This window comes from Streptomyces sp. NBC_00872 (assembly GCF_045161915.1).
Taxonomy (GTDB): Bacteria; Actinomycetota; Actinomycetes; order Streptomycetales; family Streptomycetaceae; genus Streptomyces.
In genome coordinates, this window is sequence record NZ_CP108806.1 from 6733378 (window position 1) to 6750094 (window position 16717).

Sequence of the window (16717 nt, forward strand, 5' to 3'; positions counted from 1 at the left end):
CCGAAGGTTGTCCTGTCAAAAGTCAAGGGACGGCAAAGAATCGAGAGCGGCCCCCCCATTCCTAGCCCCGTCGGAGCAGGCGGGACGCGCCTGTCGCGACCGTTGTCGCCAGGATCCAGCCCAGTATCACCAGGGTCGCCGCCGCCCACTGCCAGCCGCCTGTCAGCAGCCAGTAGCCGTCCTGGCCGAGGTTGATGACCGGGATCAGCAGATCCAGCGCGTAGAGCGCGGGGTTCCACTCCGGGTGTTCCGTGGCCTTGATCGACGGCGGGGCGTGGTGCGCGAAGCCGATCGTGCCCGCGCCCCAGAGCACCGCCATCCAGAGGGCCGCCCGGCCGGGGCGGTAGCCGTAGGCGACCGTCCAGTCCTGGAGGTACCCCCAGAGCTTCGCGGCGAGCGGCAGCGTCTCGCGGCGGCGGCGCTGTTTGGCGAGCAGCACCTCGCGCGCGTCCGCGTCCTCGCCGCTGTTGCGCAGCACCTGGGCCAGTCGTTCGTACGGTTCGGGGGAGTACTCGGGCGTCGCCGCGGCCACCCACTCCAGCCGCCGCGGCAGCGGGAAGTGGCCGAACGGGACGAGGTTCTCGTAGACGAAGCCGCCCATCGCCAGACCGCCCGGCCCCGGCCAGCTCGTCGACATGTCGACGAGCGTGACGATCTTCGCGCCGCTCAGGACGACCCGGCCCTCCTCCGGGCGTTCGCATTTGAAACGCAGTTCGGGGGTGACGATCCGGCGCAGTGAGACCTCGTCGGTGGCCGCCAGGAAGAACCGCGCCTGGTCCACGTCGACCGCGTCCCCGAACCGGCCGTCGTCCAGCCGTACCCCGCCCCGGCATTCGAACGGCTGCAACCGGGTGCCGTGCAGGGGTGTGGAGACGCGTCCGATGCCGTGCGGCGGAGTGGTCCCCGGCGCTCCGGTCTCCTCGCTCACCCACGCGCCCGTCATATAGAGGGAACGTTCCACCGTGAGCTGCGGGGCGTTGAGCGCGCGCCGCTGCGCCGCCGCGCGCAGCCGGCTGCCCCGCAGGCTCAGCGACACACCGATCTTCGCGCCCCGCAGACTGACCTCGCCGTATGTCTCGATCTGATCGGCCTGGAGATCCTGGGCGACGGACATTCCGTCGGCGGTGATCGCCCGGCCCAGCCGGTCGGGCCGTACATCGATCTGGCTGATCAGCAGATCCGTACCGATCTGCGCGTCGGTCAGCCGGATCCCCCGGTCGACCCGGCAGCGCGGCAGATGCAGATCGCCCTCGGTGTGCAGCCGGGCCGCCTCCAGGCGCGGTATCGCACAGCCCACCATCCGCAGGGTGGTGAAGTGGGACTCGGGCAGCACCACCTCGTTCTCGAAGCGGCAGTGGTTCAGCTCGACGTACGGCGCTATCGTGCCGCCCGCGAGATTGAGCGTCCCGGTGATCTGGATCCCGCGGAGCTTGAGCGCCGCGACCCGGCCGGGCAGTGCCGTGGGCCCGCTGAGCAGCAGCAGGGCCATGACACGGGCGCGCACACTGCGCTCGGTGTCCCAGGGGATCGGCGAGAAAGGATCGTTCAGCAGCGGGTCCGAGGTGCTCAGGTCGTAGGTACTGCCGTTCCGGAACGACTGCCACATGCCCAGTTCCGCCGCGCTGAGCCAGTCGGGAGATTCGTCGTCCTGCGGCTCGGTCACTGCCGCCTCCGCTTCCCCTGATTGCGTACAGATGGTCACCGACGTTGTACAGACGGTTCTTGGCCGGTCTGTACAACGGTTGTGCCCGCTGGGTGACGTGCTGAACGCTAGTAGTGAGACGCGCGCTCCGGGACATGTATCAGCCAGTGATACAGCCGTCCGACGGCCTGATCCGGTCTGCGAGAATTGACCCCGTGATCTCACGAATCGATCTGCGCGGTGACGCCCTCCCCGAGGGCGGAGCCCTGCGTGACCTGCTGCCCCGAGCCGAGTTCGACGTGGAAGCCGCCCTGGAGAAGGTGCGGCCCATCTGCGAGGACGTGCATCATCGGGGCACCGCGGCGCTGATCGAGTACGCCGAGAGATTCGACGGTGTGACGCTGGAGCGGATCCGGGTGCCCGTGGCCGCCCTCGGTGCCGCCCTGGAGGCGCTCGACCCCGCCGTACGGGCCGCTCTGGAGGAGTCGATCCGGCGGGCCGAGCTGGTCCACCGCGCCCAGCGGCGCGGCTCGCACACCACCCAGGTCGTCCCCGGCGGCACGGTGACCGAGAAGTGGGTTCCCGTCGGGCGTGTGGGGCTCTACGCACCGGGCGGCCGGTCCGTCTATCCGTCGTCCGTGGTCATGAACGTGGTGCCGGCGCAGGTGGCGGGTGTCGAGTCCATCGCGCTGGCCTCGCCCGCCCAGCGGGAGTTCGGCGGTCTGCCGCACCCGACCATCCTGGCGGCGTGCGCGCTGCTCGGGATCGACGAGGTGTACGCGGCGGGCGGCGCCACGGCCGTCGCGATGTTCGCGTACGGGACCGACGAGTGCGCTCCCGTGAACATGGTCACCGGCCCCGGCAACATCTGGGTCGCCGCCGCCAAGCGCTACTTCACCGGCCGGATCGGTATCGACGCCGAGGCCGGTCCCACCGAGATCGCGATCCTCGCCGACGCGAGCGCCGATCCCGTGCATGTCGCCGCAGATCTGATCAGCCAGGCCGAGCACGACCCGCTCGCCGCGGCCGTCCTCGTCACCGACTCGGTGGAGCTGGCCGACGCGGTGGACAAGGAACTGGTGCCCCAGACCGCGGCCACCCGGCACATCGAGGACCGGGTCGTCCCCGCGCTCTCCGGCCGGCAGTCGGCGGTCGTGCTGGTCGACTCCGTCGAGGACGGCCTGCGGGTCGTCGACGCGTACGGTGCCGAGCACCTGGAGATCCAGACGGCCGACGCGGCCGGGGTGGCCGGGCGGGTCCGTAACGCGGGCGCGATCTTCGTCGGTCCGTACTCCCCGGTCTCGCTCGGGGACTACTGCGCGGGCTCCAACCATGTCCTGCCGACCGGCGGTTGCGCCTGTCACTCCTCGGGGCTCTCCGTCCAGTCGTTCCTGCGCGGTATCCACATCGTGGACTACAGCGAGAGCGCGCTCGCCGAGGTCGCCCACCATGTGGTGACGCTCGCGGAGGCGGAGGACCTGCCGGCGCACGGCGCGGCCGTGAAATCGAGGTTCGGATGGCAGGTGCCCGGTCAGTGACCAGCTCCGTCTTCGGCATCGACGATCTGCCCGTACGGGACGAGCTGCGCGGGAAGTCCCCGTACGGCGCTCCCCAGCTCGATGTCCCCGTACAGCTCAACACCAACGAGAACCCCTACCCGCTGCCCGAGCCGCTGGTCGAGCGGATCACCGAGCGTGTGCGCGAGGCCGCGCGCGGGCTCAACCGCTATCCGGACCGGGACGCGGTCGAGCTGCGCACCGGGCTGGCCGCGTATCTCACCCGTACCGGGAAGTACCCGCTGACGACCGCGAACGTCTGGGCCGCCAACGGCTCCAACGAGGTCATCCAGCAACTGCTCCAGACCTTCGGCGGTCCCGGCCGTACGGCGATCGGCTTCGAGCCCTCGTACTCGATGCACGGACTCATCGCGCGCGGTACCGGCACCGGCTGGCTCTCGGGGCCGCGGAACGAGGACTTCACCATCGATGTGGACGCGGCGCGCGAGGCGCTCGCCGAGCACCGGCCCGATGTCGTCTTCATCACCTCGCCCAACAACCCCACGGGCACGGCCGTCGACGCCGGGACGGTCCTCGCGCTCTACGAGGCCGCCCAGAAGGCGCGGAAGTCGCTCGTCGTGGTGGACGAGGCCTATGTCGAGTTCAGCCACCGGCCCTCCCTGCTGCCGCTGCTGGCGGACCGGCCGTATCTGGTCGTGTCCCGCACGATGTCCAAGGCCTTCGGCGCGGCGGGACTGCGCCTCGGCTATCTCGCGGCGCATCCCGCGGTGGTCGACGCCGTCCAGCTGGTACGGCTGCCCTACCACCTCTCCGCCGTCACCCAGGCCACCGCGCTCGCCGCGCTGGAGCACACCGATACGCTGCTCGGGTACGTCGAGACACTGAAGGCCGAGCGGGACCGGCTGGTCGGGGAGTTGCGGGCGATCGGTTACGAGGTCACCGAGTCGGACGCGAACTTCGTCCAGTTCGGCCGCTTCGAGGACTCCCACACGGCGTGGCAGCGGATTCTCGACCGGGGTGTCCTGATCCGTGACAACGGCGTACCGGGCCGGCTGCGGGTCACCGCGGGCACCCCGGCCGAGAACGACGCGTTCCTCGACGCGGTACGTGATCTGAAGAAGGAGCAGAGCGCATGAGCCGGATCGGCCGTGTGGAACGCAGTACGAAGGAAACCTCCGTGGTCGTCGAGATCGATCTCGACGGCAGGGGCGAGGTGGCTGTGTCGACGGGGGTCGGCTTCTACGACCACATGCTCGACCAGCTAGGCCGGCACGGTCTGTTCGATCTCACGGTGAAGACCGAGGGCGATCTGCACATCGACTCGCACCACACCATCGAGGACACCGCGCTCGCCCTCGGCGCCGCCTTCAGGCAGGCCCTCGGCGACAAGGTCGGCATCTACCGCTTCGGCAACTGCACGGTGCCGCTGGACGAGGCGCTCGCCCAGGTGACGGTGGACCTCTCGGGCCGTCCGTATCTGGTGCACAGCGAGCCCGAGAACATGGCGCCGATGATCGGCGAGTACGACACGACCATGACCCGGCACATCCTGGAGTCCTTCGTGGCCCAGGCGCAGATCGCGCTGCATGTCCATGTCCCGTACGGACGCAACGCCCACCACATCGTGGAGTGCCAGTTCAAGGCCCTCGCGCGCGCCCTGCGGTACGCCTCCGAGCGCGACCCGCGCGCGGTCGGCATCCTTCCTTCGACCAAGGGCGCCCTATGACCGGTCTGTCGACCATTCTGATCGTCGTGGGGCTTTTTCTGGCCGGGGGTGTCTATTCCTTTGCCAAGCAGAAGCTGCCCAAGGGCGTGATCGTGCTGCTCGCGCTGTGCTCCGCGCTCTGTCTGATCGCCGGGGTCCTGCGTATCCAGGGGATCTGGGAATGACCAAGACCGGTAAGAGCGCCAAGAGCGTTGTGGTGTTCGACTACGGATTCGGCAATGTCCGCTCCGCGGAACGGGCCCTCGCCCGCGCCGGCGCCGAGGTCGAGATCACCCGGGACTTCGACCGCGCCATGAACGCCGACGGACTGCTCGTCCCCGGTGTCGGGGCCTTCTCCGCCTGTATGAAGGGGCTCACCGCCGCCCGGGGCGACTGGATCATAGGCCGCAGACTCGCGGGCGGCCGTCCCGTCATGGGCATCTGCGTCGGTATGCAGATCCTCTTCGAGCGGGGCATCGAGCACGGCGTGGAGACCGAGGGACTGGACGAGTGGCCCGGCACGGTCGCGCCGCTGACCGCGCCGATCGTCCCCCACATGGGATGGAACACGGTCCAGGCACCGGAGGACAGCGAGCTGTTCGCCGGTCTCGACGCCGGGGCCCGGTTCTACTTCGTCCACTCGTACGCGGTGCACGACTGGAACCTGGAAGTCACCAACCCCAAGATCCGGGCCCCCAGGGTCACCTGGTCCACGCACGGCGAGCCGTTCGTGGCCGCCGTGGAGAACGGGGCACTGTGGGCCACCCAGTTCCACCCCGAGAAGTCCGGCGACGCCGGTGCCACGCTGCTGACCAACTGGATCGGAACCCTCTGATGTCACCCGAGGCTCTTGTGCCGAAGCTCGAACTCCTCCCCGCCGTCGACGTCCGTGACGGCCAGGCCGTACGGCTCGTCCACGGCGAGTCCGGTACGGAGACGTCCTACGGCTCGCCCCTCGAAGCCGCCCTCGCCTGGCAGCGCTCCGGTGCCGAGTGGCTGCATCTCGTCGACCTCGACGCCGCGTTCGGCACCGGCGACAACCGCGAGCTGATCGCCGAGGTCACCGCGGCCATGGACATCAAGGTCGAACTCTCCGGCGGTATCCGCGACGACGCCTCGCTCGCCGCGGCCCTCGCCACCGGCTGCACCCGGGTCAACCTCGGTACGGCCGCGCTGGAGAGCCCCGAGTGGGTCGCCCGGATCATCGCCGCGCACGGCGACCGGATCGCGGTCGGCCTCGATGTACGCGGCACCACGCTGCGCGGCCGGGGCTGGACCCGGGACGGCGGCGATCTCTACGAGACGCTGGTCCGGCTGGACTCCGAGGGCTGCGCCCGCTACGTCGTCACCGACATCGCCAAGGACGGCACGCTCCAGGGCCCCAATCTGGAGCTGCTGAAGAATGTCTGCGCCGCGACCGACAAGCCGGTCGTCGCCTCCGGCGGGGTCTCCTCGCTGGACGATCTGCGCGCCATCGCCTCGCTCGTGCCCGTGGGCGTCGAGGGCGCGATCGTCGGCAAGGCCCTCTACGCCAAGGCGTTCACCCTGGAAGAGGCGCTGACGGCGGTGCGCGGATGACCGGCACCACGGGGGTACGGAGGATCTCCTCCGGCGGGCCCTGGGAGGAGTCCTTCGGCTACTCCCGCGCGGTCGAACTGCCCAGCGGTCTCGTCCTGGTGTCCGGCTGCACCTCGGTGGTCGACGGCAGGATCGCGGAGGGCGGTCCGTACGAGCAGACGAAGACCGCCTTCGGTGTCGCCCTCAAGGCGCTGGGGGAACTGGGCCTCGGCGCCGGGCATGTGGTCCGTACCCGGATGTACCTCACCCATGTCCGGGACGCCGAGGAGGTCGGCCGCGCCCACAAGGAGCTGTTCGACGCCGTGCGCCCCGCCGCCTCGATGATCGTCGTCGCCGGGCTGATCGATCCGAGTCTCTTCGTCGAGGTCGAGGTCGAGGCCTACCGGGGAGGTGCCGGGTGACTCTCGCCGTACGGGTCATTCCCTGCCTGGACGTGGACAACGGCCGGGTCGTGAAGGGCGTCAACTTCCAGAATCTGCGCGATGCCGGCGATCCCGTCGAGATGGCCAAGCTGTACGACGCGGAGGGCGCCGACGAACTGACGTTCCTCGACATCACCGCGTCGTCCGGCGACCGGGAGACGACCTACGACGTGGTGCGCCGCACCGCCGAGCAGGTCTTCATCCCGCTCACCGTCGGCGGGGGCGTCCGTACCCCCGAGGATGTCGACAAGCTGCTGCGGGCCGGCGCGGACAAGGTCGGGGTCAACACCGCGGCCATCGCGCGGCCCGAGCTGATCCGGGAGATCGCCGAGCGCTTCGGACGGCAGGTGCTGGTGCTGTCGGTCGACGCGCGGCGCACCCCGTCCGGCTCGTTCGAGGTCACGACACACGGCGGACGGCAGGGCACCGGTATCGACGCCGTCGAATGGGCGCACCGGGCGGCCGAGTTGGGCGCCGGGGAGATCCTGCTCAACTCGATGGACGCGGACGGTACGAAGGACGGCTACGACACGGAGATGATCGCGGCCGTGCGCCGCCATGTGACCGTGCCCGTTATCGCGTCCGGGGGCGCGGGCCGGCTCGCCGACTTCGCGCCCGCCATCGACGCGGGCGCGGACGCCGTACTGGCCGCCTCCGTCTTCCACTTCGGCGATCTGCGGATCTCGGAGGTCAAGCACGCGCTGCGGGAAGCGGGCCATCCGGTGCGCTGAGCACGGGTGTTGATCCGGAACGGGACCGGGGCCTGCACCCGGGGCACGCCTGTTCGCCTGTGGGAAATGGTGGAATCCGGTGAAGGCCGGGGAAGACTGACGAGGACTGGTGAAGACCGGTGAACTCGCCGGTGCTCTCCGGACGAATGCGCCGCGAGAGTGGAACCGTCAGTGACAATCGCGGTTCCACTCCGGCGCACCCGACGGCTTCCGGTGTGGCTCCGTCACGACCGAGAGGCCCCCACCGTGCAGCAGCAGCACGCTCAGCCGCGTACCCCCGCCCGTACACGGAGTGCCCGAAGTGCCCGGAGTCCACGAAGTACCCGAAGCGCCCGGATCACCTGGAGCCTCGCGGCGGCCACCGCGGGGCTCTTCGCCGCGCTGATCCCCGGCGCCGCCGAAGCCGCGGACAATCCGTACGAGCGCGGCCCCGCGCCCACCGTGGCCGGCGTCGAGGCGCCCCTCGGCCCGTACGCCGTCTCCCAGATCCGGGTGGCGCGGTCGAGCGTGCGGGGCTTCGGCGGCGGCACGGTCTACTACCCGACCTCCACCGCGGACGGCACCTTCGGCGCGGTGGCCGTCTCGCCCGGCTTCACCGGCACCCAGTCCAGCATCGCCTGGTACGGACCGCGCCTCGCCTCCCAGGGCTTCGTCGTCCTCACCATCGACACCATCACCGTGCTCGACCAGCCCGCCGGGCGTGGACGTCAACTCCTCGCGGCCCTCGACTATCTGACGGGCGATTCGGCGGTCAAGGACCGGATCGACCCCGGGCGCCTCGGTGTCATGGGCCACTCGATGGGCGGCGGCGGCTCCCTGGAGGCCGCCAAGAGCCGTACGTCACTGAAGGCGGCCATCCCGCTGACCGGCTGGAATCTGGACACGACCTGGCCCGAGGTCCGTACGCCCACCCTGGTGGTCGGGGCCGACGGCGATACGGTCGCGCCGGTCGCGGGGCACTCCGAGCCGTTCTACGAGTCACTGCCCGGCACGCTCGACAAGGCGTATCTGGAGCTGAGGGGCGCCGACCACCGCACCCCGATCACGGCGAACACCACGATCGCCAAGTACAGCGTGTCCTGGCTGAAGCGGTTCATCGACAACGACACCCGCTACGACCAGTTCCTCTGCCCCCCGCCGGTGCCGGGCCCGGCGATCGCGGAGTACCGGGGCACCTGTCCGCACACCCCGGTCCCGGCACCGGACAGGGCCTAGGCCCCGTCCGGCCGGACAGCACCTAGATACCGAGCTTCGCCTCCTGGAGCCGGGCGATCGCGTCCTTGTCGCCCTCCAGCTCCACATCCGTGACGCCCTGCCGTCCGAACACGAAGAGCACCAGCTCACCCGGCTCACCGGTGACCGTGACCACCGGTGTGCCGCGGTGGGCCACGGCCGTCTGGCCGTCCGGGCGGCGCAGCACCAGACCCACCGGGGACCTGCGCCCCAGCATCCGGCCGCCCTTCTCCAGCCGCGACCAGAGCGCGTCCGAGAAGACACGGTCCAGCTCACGCGGGGTCCAGTCGGGCTGCGCCCGCCGGACATCCTCGGCGTGCACATAGAACTCGATCGCGTTCGCCGCCTCGTCGATCTGCTTGATGCCGTACGGCGACAGCCGCGGCGGTCCCGTACGGATGAGGTGGATCAGCTCCTCGTACGGCTTCGCGGCGTACTCCGCCTGCACCCGCTCCAGCCGGTTCCTGAGCGCGGGCACCAGCACCCCGCCCGCCGCGTCGGGGCGGCGCTCGCGCACCACGACATGGGCCGTGAGATCCCGGGTCAGCCAGCCGTCGCAGAGCGTCGGCGCCTCCGGGCCCGCGGCTTCCAACAGGTCGGCGAGCAGCAGCCGTTCACGCTTCGCATGGGTCGACATGGCCCCCACCCTACGGCGGCCCGGCCCCGTCCGCCCAGTGGACACCGGGCCCGTCGGACGGCGCGGGCGCGGCACAATGGGACCCATGAGCAGTACGTCCAGCACGCCCAGCACGCCGTCCACCACCGCCGGTACACCCGGCGCCGCCGGAGCCCCCGGCCCCGGCCCGGACCATGGACTCGACCCCGCCATCGCGGACCGGCTCAAGCGGACCGCCGACGGACTGCTCCCTGCCATCGCCCAGCAGTACGACACCGGCGAGGTGCTGATGCTGGGCTGGATGGACGACGAGGCACTGCACCGCACCCTGACCACCGGCCGCTGCACCTACTGGTCCCGCAGCCGCCGCGAGTACTGGGTCAAGGGCGACACCTCCGGCCATGTCCAGCACGTCAAGTCCGTCGCCCTGGACTGCGACGCCGACACCGTTCTGGTCCAGGTCGACCAGGTGGGAGCCGCCTGCCACACCGGCGCGCGCACCTGCTTCGACGCGGATGTCCTGCCGCTCGGACGGTGAACGGCCGGGTCCGTTCCACCGAGTAGGGTCAGCCGCCATGGACCTTGAGACCTTCCGCAAGCTGGCGGTGGACCGCCGTGTCATCCCCGTCAGCAGGCGCCTCCTCGCGGACGGCGACACCCCGGTCGGCCTGTACCGCAAGCTCGCCGCCGAGCGTCCCGGGACCTTCCTGCTGGAGTCCGCGGAGAACGGCCGCTCCTGGTCCCGCTACTCCTTCATCGGGGTACGGTCCGCCGCCACGCTCACCGAACGCGACGGCCGTACGCACTGGCTCGGCACCCCGCCCGTCGGGGTCCCCGTGGACGGTGATCCGCTGGCCGCCCTGCGCGCCACCGTGGAGACCCTGCACACCCCCCGCGATCTCTCCTCCGGCATGCCGCCCTTCACCGGCGGGATGGTCGGCTATCTCGGATACGACATCGTCCGCAGGCTGGAGCGGATCGGCGAGCACGCGCGCGACGATCTGCGCATCCCCGAGCTGACCATGCTGCTCACCTCGGACCTCGCCGTACTCGACCACTGGGACGGCACGGTCCTGCTGATCGCCAACGCGATCAACCACAACGACCTGGACACCGGTGTGGACGAGGCGTACGCGGACGCCGTCGCCCGGCTCGACGCCATGGCCGCCGATCTCGCCGAACCGCTCCACTCCGCGCCGGCCGCGCTGCCCGTCTCCGAACTGCCCGAGTACACCGCGCTCTGGGGCGGCTCCGACTACCAGGCCGCCGTCGAGGACATCAAGGAGCGGATCAGGGCGGGCGAGGCCTTCCAGGTCGTCCCCTCGCAGCGCTTCGAGACCCCCGTCACCGCGAGTGCCCTGGACGTCTACCGGGTGCTGCGCGCCACCAATCCGTCGCCGTACATGTATCTCTTCCGCTTCCCGCACGAGGACGGCAGGACCTTCGACGTCGTGGGCTCCAGCCCCGAGGCCCTGGTCAAGGTCGAGGACGGGCGCGCGATGGTGCATCCGATCGCCGGGACCCGGCACCGGGGCGCCACCCCGAGGGAGGACCAGGCCCTCGCCGAGGAACTGCTCGCCGATCCCAAGGAGCGCGCCGAGCACCTCATGCTCGTCGACCTCGGCCGCAACGATCTGGGCCGGGTCTGCGCGCCGGGCACGGTGGAGGTCGTGGACTTCATGTCGGTCGAGCGGTACTCGCACGTCATGCACATCGTGTCCACGGTGACCGGGCGGGTCGCCGAGGGCCGTACCGCCTTCGACGTGCTGACCGCCTGCTTCCCCGCCGGCACCCTCTCCGGGGCGCCCAAGCCGCGCGCCATGCAGATCATCGACGAGCTGGAGCCCACCCGTCGCGGACTGTACGGCGGCTGCGTCGGCTATCTCGACTTCGCCGGGGACTCCGACACGGCCATCGCCATCCGTACCGCGCTGCTGCGCGACGGCACCGCGTACGTCCAGGCGGGGGCGGGTGTCGTCGCCGACTCCGATCCGGTCTCCGAGGACATCGAGTGCCGTAACAAGGCGGCAGCCGTGCTGCGCGCCGTGCATACCGCGAACCGCCTGAACGGCGGGTGACACGGTAGGGGATAGTGGGGTACGTGAGCGCCGTACCCGTACCCCAGCCCCATGCCGTCGTCCCGGTGGCCACCGCGTCGAGCGGCGGTCGCCGCGCTCTCGCGGCCGCCCTGTTCCTCGGCGCCGTGGGCGCCGCCGTGGCGCTGATCGCCTCCGGCCAGACCTGGGCCCAGGGCACGGCGGCCGTCGGCGGCGGTTCCATACCGCTCGACGCCCACGGCCGTGATGTGACGGGGGTGCCCGCCGCCCTCGCCGTCGTCGGTCTCGCGGCCCTCGTCGCCGTCTTCGCCGTCCGCAGGGCCGGACGGCTGCTGGTCGCCGCCCTGCTGGCGCTGAGCGGCGCGGGGGCGGCCCTCGCCGCGTTCCTCGGCGCCTCGGACAGCTCGGCACTGGACGAACTGGCCGCCAGGACCACCGGTGACGCCGCCGCGACGGTGGACGCGCTGAGCCATACCGCCTGGCCGTACGTGACCACGGCGGGCGGGGTGCTGATCCTGCTCGCGGGGCTGCTCGCGGTGGTGTACGGCAGGCAGTGGCCCGCGATGTCCGGGCGGTACGAGCGCTCCGGCACGGCGGGTTCCGGCGGCCCCGGCGCGGGCGCGTACGCCGGGCGCGGCGGCCGGCGTACGCCCGTCGTGGACCCCGACCGTCCCGAGGACCTGTGGAAGGCCCTGGACCGCGGTGAGGACCCGACGCGCGAGGACCCCGCGCGCGAGAGCTGAACCACATCGCCCGACCCCCGGGGCCGGACGTGTTCCCGATGCTGGACAATGTTCGGTGAGCGTCCGGCTCACACAGCGCAGACACACTCGGCGCGACAGGGCAACAGGAACGAGGAGCAACTCATGGCGGGCAGCAGCCACGGACACACCCCGGCGGCCTGGACCGGTGTCACCATCTCCTTCATCGGCTTCTGCGTCGCGGGGGTCTTCATGGTGGCGGCGAACTCGCCCGGTTTCTGGGCCGGTATCGGTGTCATCCTCCTCGGCGGTGTCGTCGGTCTGGCGATGAAGGCCGCGGGTCTGGGGATGCCCAAGGAGTCCGAGGCGCTGGTACGGGCCAGGCAGCAGGCGGGGGAGCGGCAGGTCCAGGCACCGGCGCAGGCGCCGGCCCAGCCGGTGGGCGCGACCGCGAAGGCCGAGGCCACGAGCGAGCCCCAGACGCAGACCGTCTGACCGGGCCGGCGCTCCGCACCCCGACGCGGTCCGGCGGCGCCGGGCCGCGTCCTTCCCGTCCCGAGCGCCGTCACGAGCGGCGACAATCACCGGGTGGACGCGATGCCAACCCCCGCACACGACCCGCCCCAGGTGCCCCACGTGCCCCAGGTGCCTTCCGCCGTGCCGCCGGTCCCCGTGCCCCCGGTCCACGGGGCGCCCGTACACGCGCCACCGGCGGCCCCTGCCTCGTTCGTACGGCGGGTTCTTCCGCCGCTCGGGGTCCTCGCCGGGATCGCCTCGGCCTGGACCTATGTCGCTCTGGTCGACCCGAATGAAACCGGCCACTACCCGGTCTGTCCGCTCTACTGGCTGACCGGGCTTTACTGCCCGGCCTGCGGCGGACTGCGCAGCGCCTACGCCGTCGCGCACGGCGACCCGTTCACCGCCCTCGGCGCCAACGCGCTCGCGGTCCTCGGCTACGCGGTGTTCGCCGCGGTCTGGGTGGTCTGGGTGGTACGGGCGGGGAGAGGGATGCCGGTACGGATCACCCTCGGGCCCCTCTGGTGGTGGTCGCTCGGTGCGGTCGTCCTGCTCTTCACGGTGATCAGAAATCTGCCCTTCGGCTCGTCGCTCGCACCATGAACGCCCAGGCAGTGGCATGCTCGGCCAACCGGATGCGGAGCCTTCGGGCACTTCCGGATAGCATCGATATGGCTGGTCCTGATCCATACCCGTCCAGACCCGTCCAGGAAAGGGGGCCCTCGCGTGAGTGTGCTCGACGAGATCATCGAAGGCGTCCGCGCCGACCTCGCAGAGCGGCAGGCGCGCGTCGGCCTTGATGAGCTGAAGCAGCGCGCGGCCAGGGCTCCGGAGGCCAAGGACGGAGTGGCCGCGCTGCGGGGCGATTCCGTCCAGGTGATCTGCGAGGTCAAGCGCTCCAGCCCGTCCAAGGGCGCGCTGGCCGCGATCGCGGACCCGGCGGGACTCGCCGCCGATTACGAGGCGGGCGGCGCCGCCGTCATCTCCGTACTGACCGAGCAGCGGCGCTTCGGCGGTTCGCTGGCCGATCTGGAGGCGGTACGGGCCAAGGTCGACATCCCCGTTCTGCGCAAGGACTTCATCGTCACCTCCTACCAGCTCTGGGAGGCGCGTGCGTACGGCGCCGATCTGGTGCTGCTGATCGTCTCCGCGCTCGACCAGTCGGCGCTGGTCTCGCTGATCGAGCGGGCCGAGTCGATCGGGCTCACCCCGCTCGTCGAGGTGCACGACGAGGAGGAGGTCGAGCGGGCCGTGGACGCGGGCGCGCGGATCATCGGTGTCAACGCGCGCGATCTGAAGACCCTGGCGGTCGACCGTGGCACCTTCGAGCGGGTCGCCCCCGAGATTCCGGCCGGCATCGTGAAGATCGCCGAGTCGGGGGTGCGCGGACCGCACGATCTGATCGCGTACGCCAACGCCGGGGCCGACGCCGTACTGGTCGGTGAGTCGCTGGTGACCGGGCGTGACCCGAAGTCCGCGGTCGCCGACCTCGTCGCGGCGGGCGCCCACCCGGCGCTGCGGCACGGGAGGGACTGACCCCGCCGTGAACGCCGTCGCCGTTCCCGTACCGCACACGCCGCACGCGGCGCTGGCGCGGGGCTGCCGCCCGCGCGGGTGCCGTGCGCCGGCGCGACGGGTGCACGGACGACGCGTCCGCTATGTGATCGGCGACGAACCCGGTCAGGTCAACGGCATGCGATGGCGTCCGTAGCCGCGCCTCGGGCGTGGTGTGTGCCTGGAGGTACGGAGTCCGCGCGCGACTGTGCGCGGTTCCGTACCGTTCCGTTCCGCGATTGACCGGTTCCCGGACCGTGCGGCGATCTTGTCGCGCGCTCTTCCGGTACCGGCACACGCGGTCCGGCCGGCCGCCTCGCCGATGGCGCGTACGGTGCGTCCCGTCCGTTGCTTCCAGAGGAGTTCTCGCGTGTCTTCCGAGTTCTTTGTTCCCGACCCCGACGGTCATGTCCCCAGCGCCGAGGGGTACTTCGGCGCCTTCGGCGGCAAGTTCATCCCCGAGGCACTCGTCGCCGCCGTCGACGAGGTCGCCGTCGAGTACGAGAAGGCCAAGGGCGATCCCGCCTTCGCCGCCGAGCTGAACGGACTGCTGGTCGACTACACCGGCCGGCCCAGCGCCCTGACCGAGGTGCCGCGGTTCGCCGAGCACGCCGGCGGTGTCCGGATGTTCCTCAAGCGCGAGGATCTCAACCACACCGGATCCCACAAGATCAACAATGTGCTGGGGCAGGCGCTGCTGACCAAGCGCATGGGCAAGACCCGGGTCATCGCCGAGACCGGGGCGGGCCAGCACGGAGTCGCGACCGCCACCGCCTGCGCGCTGTTCGGGCTCGAATGCACCATCTACATGGGCGAGATCGACACCCGACGCCAGGCCCTGAACGTCGCCCGGATGCGGATGCTCGGCGCCGAGGTCGTCCCGGTCGCCTCCGGGAGCAGGACGCTCAAGGACGCCATCAACGAGGCGTTCCGCGACTGGGTCGCCAATGTGGACCGTACGCACTACCTCTTCGGCACGGTCGCCGGACCGCACCCCTTCCCCGCGATGGTGCGCGACTTCCACCGGGTCATCGGAGTGGAGGCCAGGCGGCAGATCCTGGAGCGCGCCGGACGGCTGCCCGACGCCGCCGTCGCGTGTGTGGGGGGCGGGTCCAACGCGATCGGGCTCTTCCACGCGTTCATCCCCGACGAGGGCGTACGGCTGGTGGGCTGCGAGCCCGCCGGGCACGGGATCGAGAGCGGCGAGCACGCCGCGACACTGACCGCCGGCGAGCCGGGCATCCTGCACGGATCGCGGTCGTACGTCCTTCAGGACGAGGAGGGCCAGATCACCGAGCCCTACTCGATCTCGGCCGGTCTCGACTACCCGGGCATCGGACCCGAGCACGCCTATCTCAAGGACAGCGGGCGCGGTGAGTACCGCGCGGTGACCGACGACGACGCGATGCGGGCGCTGCTCCTGCTGTCCCGCAGCGAGGGCATCATCCCGGCGATCGAGAGCGCGCACGCGCTCGCCGGCGCGCTGGAGCTGGGGCGGGAGCTGGGGAAGGACGGGCTGATCGTCGTCAATCTCTCCGGCCGCGGTGACAAGGACATGGACACGGCCGCCCGCTACTTCGGGCTGTACGACGGGGAGAGCGCCAAGTGAGCGGGAACATCGAGCTGCTGAGCGAGACGCTCGCGACGGCGAAGTCCGAGGACCGGGCCGCGCTCATCGCCTATCTGCCCGCCGGATTCCCGACCGTGGCCGGCGGAATCGAGGCCGTGAAGGCGGTCCTCGACGGCGGCGCGGACGTGGTCGAGGTGGGGCTGCCCCACAGCGACCCCGTGCTCGACGGGCCGGTCATCCAGACCGCCGACGACATCGCGCTGCGGGGCGGGGTGAAGATCGCCGATGTGATGCGCACGGTCCGTGAGGCGTACGGGGCGACCGGCAAGCCGGTCCTGGTGATGACGTACTGGAATCCCATCGACCGGTACGGCATCGAGCGCTTCACCACCGAGCTGGCCGAGGCGGGCGGCGCCGGGTGCATCCTGCCGGACCTCCCGGTGCAGGAGTCGGCGCTGTGGCGCGAGCACGCAGAGAAGCACGGACTGGCGACGGTCTTCGTGGTGGCGCCCAGCAGCAAGGACGAGCGCCTCGCCAGGATCACCTCGGTGGGCAGCGGCTTCGTCTACGCGGCCTCGCTGATGGGGGTCACGGGTACGCGTGAGTCGGTGGGCCTGGAGGCCCAGGACCTGGTGCTGCGCACCCGCGCCACCACCGGGATGCCGGTGTGTGTCGGGCTCGGGGTGTCCAACGCGGAGCAGGCGGCCGAGGTCGCCGGCTTCGCCGACGGTGTCATCGTGGGCTCGGCGTTCGTGAAGCGGATGCTGGACGCGCCCGACGCGGCGGCCGGGCTGGTGGCGGTGCGGGAGCTGGCGGCCGAGCTGGCCGAGGGCGTTCGCAAGCGCTGACGGTTCGTCTCACACGTACGGGTGGAC

At 71.1% G+C, this 16717-nt stretch carries 20 protein-coding genes; 18 read left to right on the plus strand and 2 right to left on the minus strand.

The window, feature by feature from the left end; all coding sequences use genetic code 11:
- Positions 1-61 precede the first annotated feature (61 nt).
- On the minus strand, positions 62-1663 hold the full coding sequence (locus tag OG214_RS28760; protein WP_405986378.1) for an oxidoreductase: 1602 nt from the start codon (positions 1661-1663) through the stop codon (positions 62-64).
- Positions 1664-1857: 194 nt separating this feature from the next.
- Between OG214_RS28760 and hisD the strand changes: the two genes are divergently transcribed.
- The 9 genes from hisD (at position 1858) to OG214_RS28805 (ending at position 8810) form a co-directional block, all read left to right on the plus strand.
- Positions 1858-3180: a histidinol dehydrogenase gene (gene hisD, locus OG214_RS28765; protein ID WP_365902391.1), complete on the plus strand. Its 1323-nt coding sequence runs from the start codon at positions 1858-1860 to the stop codon at positions 3178-3180.
- Entirely contained in the window at positions 3177-4295 is a 1119-nt protein-coding gene (locus tag OG214_RS28770; RefSeq protein ID WP_363080517.1) for a histidinol-phosphate transaminase, read from the plus strand. The genes hisD and OG214_RS28770 overlap by 4 nt, the downstream gene beginning before the upstream one ends.
- The gene (gene hisB, locus OG214_RS28775) at positions 4292-4885 is read left to right on the plus strand and encodes an imidazoleglycerol-phosphate dehydratase HisB (RefSeq protein WP_363080515.1); all 594 of its coding nucleotides are present in this window, start codon (positions 4292-4294) and stop codon (positions 4883-4885) included. Before OG214_RS28770 ends, hisB begins: the two co-directional genes overlap by 4 nt.
- Positions 4882-5049: a hypothetical protein gene (locus OG214_RS28780; RefSeq protein ID WP_169922667.1), complete on the plus strand. Its 168-nt coding sequence runs from the start codon at positions 4882-4884 to the stop codon at positions 5047-5049. The genes hisB and OG214_RS28780 overlap by 4 nt, the downstream gene beginning before the upstream one ends.
- A complete protein-coding gene (gene hisH / locus OG214_RS28785; RefSeq protein ID WP_363080514.1) occupies positions 5046-5699 on the plus strand; it encodes an imidazole glycerol phosphate synthase subunit HisH in 654 nt (217 codons plus the stop codon). The genes OG214_RS28780 and hisH overlap by 4 nt, the downstream gene beginning before the upstream one ends.
- 17 nt (positions 5700-5716) lie before the next feature.
- The gene (gene priA, locus OG214_RS28790; protein WP_405987645.1) at positions 5717-6442 is read left to right on the plus strand and encodes a bifunctional 1-(5-phosphoribosyl)-5-((5-phosphoribosylamino)methylideneamino)imidazole-4-carboxamide isomerase/phosphoribosylanthranilate isomerase PriA; all 726 of its coding nucleotides are present in this window, start codon (positions 5717-5719) and stop codon (positions 6440-6442) included.
- The gene (locus OG214_RS28795) at positions 6439-6843 is read left to right on the plus strand and encodes a RidA family protein (protein ID WP_383039962.1); all 405 of its coding nucleotides are present in this window, start codon (positions 6439-6441) and stop codon (positions 6841-6843) included. The genes priA and OG214_RS28795 overlap by 4 nt, the downstream gene beginning before the upstream one ends.
- Entirely contained in the window at positions 6840-7595 is a 756-nt protein-coding gene (hisF, locus tag OG214_RS28800) for an imidazole glycerol phosphate synthase subunit HisF (protein WP_363080512.1), read from the plus strand. The genes OG214_RS28795 and hisF overlap by 4 nt, the downstream gene beginning before the upstream one ends.
- 246 nt (positions 7596-7841) lie before the next feature.
- Positions 7842-8810, plus strand: a complete 969-nt coding sequence (locus tag OG214_RS28805) for an alpha/beta hydrolase (protein WP_405986379.1) — start codon at positions 7842-7844, stop codon at positions 8808-8810.
- A gap of 22 nt (positions 8811-8832) precedes the next feature.
- Here OG214_RS28805 and OG214_RS28810 read toward each other — a convergent pair whose 3' ends face one another.
- The gene (locus tag OG214_RS28810; RefSeq protein WP_363080510.1) at positions 8833-9465 is read right to left on the minus strand and encodes a TIGR03085 family metal-binding protein; all 633 of its coding nucleotides are present in this window, start codon (positions 9463-9465) and stop codon (positions 8833-8835) included.
- 85 nt (positions 9466-9550) lie between these two features.
- Between OG214_RS28810 and hisI the strand changes: the two genes are divergently transcribed.
- The 9 genes from hisI (at position 9551) to trpA (ending at position 16690) form a co-directional block, all read left to right on the plus strand.
- The gene (gene hisI, locus OG214_RS28815; protein WP_405986380.1) at positions 9551-9982 is read left to right on the plus strand and encodes a phosphoribosyl-AMP cyclohydrolase; all 432 of its coding nucleotides are present in this window, start codon (positions 9551-9553) and stop codon (positions 9980-9982) included.
- Between the two features lie 37 nt (positions 9983-10019).
- Positions 10020-11522: an anthranilate synthase component I gene (locus OG214_RS28820; protein ID WP_363080508.1), complete on the plus strand. Its 1503-nt coding sequence runs from the start codon at positions 10020-10022 to the stop codon at positions 11520-11522.
- Between the two features lie 14 nt (positions 11523-11536).
- Positions 11537-12244: a TIGR02234 family membrane protein gene (locus OG214_RS28825; RefSeq protein ID WP_382865244.1), complete on the plus strand. Its 708-nt coding sequence runs from the start codon at positions 11537-11539 to the stop codon at positions 12242-12244.
- A gap of 123 nt (positions 12245-12367) precedes the next feature.
- Positions 12368-12697 (plus strand): HGxxPAAW family protein, encoded by a 330-nt coding sequence (locus OG214_RS28830; protein WP_363080505.1) that lies wholly within the window; start codon positions 12368-12370, stop codon positions 12695-12697.
- 150 nt (positions 12698-12847) lie between these two features.
- Positions 12848-13321, plus strand: coding sequence for a DUF2752 domain-containing protein (locus OG214_RS28835; protein WP_405987646.1), 474 nt, complete (start codon positions 12848-12850; stop codon positions 13319-13321).
- A gap of 123 nt (positions 13322-13444) precedes the next feature.
- Positions 13445-14254: an indole-3-glycerol phosphate synthase TrpC gene (gene trpC / locus OG214_RS28840; protein WP_363080502.1), complete on the plus strand. Its 810-nt coding sequence runs from the start codon at positions 13445-13447 to the stop codon at positions 14252-14254.
- A 7-nt stretch (positions 14255-14261) separates the two neighbouring features.
- Positions 14262-14429, plus strand: a complete 168-nt coding sequence (gene trpM, locus OG214_RS28845) for a tryptophan biosynthesis modulator TrpM (protein ID WP_382865249.1) — start codon at positions 14262-14264, stop codon at positions 14427-14429.
- A 213-nt stretch (positions 14430-14642) separates the two neighbouring features.
- A complete protein-coding gene (trpB, locus tag OG214_RS28850; protein WP_363080501.1) occupies positions 14643-15881 on the plus strand; it encodes a tryptophan synthase subunit beta in 1239 nt (412 codons plus the stop codon).
- Entirely contained in the window at positions 15878-16690 is an 813-nt protein-coding gene (trpA, locus tag OG214_RS28855) for a tryptophan synthase subunit alpha (protein WP_405986381.1), read from the plus strand. Before trpB ends, trpA begins: the two co-directional genes overlap by 4 nt.
- Positions 16691-16717: the final 27 nt, after the last annotated feature.

Excerpts from the sequence above, each read along its gene's own strand:
- hisH (WP_363080514.1), top strand. The coding sequence starts at position 5,046 with ATGACCAAGACCGGTAAGAGCGCCAAGAGCGTTGTGGTGTTCGACTAC.
- OG214_RS28820 (WP_363080508.1), top strand. The coding sequence starts at position 10,020 with ATGGACCTTGAGACCTTCCGCAAGCTGGCGGTGGACCGCCGTGTCATC.
- hisB (WP_363080515.1), top strand. The coding sequence starts at position 4,292 with ATGAGCCGGATCGGCCGTGTGGAACGCAGTACGAAGGAAACCTCCGTG.
- OG214_RS28795 (WP_383039962.1), top strand. The coding sequence starts at position 6,439 with ATGACCGGCACCACGGGGGTACGGAGGATCTCCTCCGGCGGGCCCTGG.
- OG214_RS28830 (WP_363080505.1), top strand. The coding sequence starts at position 12,368 with ATGGCGGGCAGCAGCCACGGACACACCCCGGCGGCCTGGACCGGTGTC.
- hisI (WP_405986380.1), top strand. The coding sequence starts at position 9,551 with ATGAGCAGTACGTCCAGCACGCCCAGCACGCCGTCCACCACCGCCGGT.
- OG214_RS28810 (WP_363080510.1), bottom strand. The coding sequence starts at position 9,465 with ATGTCGACCCATGCGAAGCGTGAACGGCTGCTGCTCGCCGACCTGTTG.
- OG214_RS28780 (WP_169922667.1), top strand. The coding sequence starts at position 4,882 with ATGACCGGTCTGTCGACCATTCTGATCGTCGTGGGGCTTTTTCTGGCC.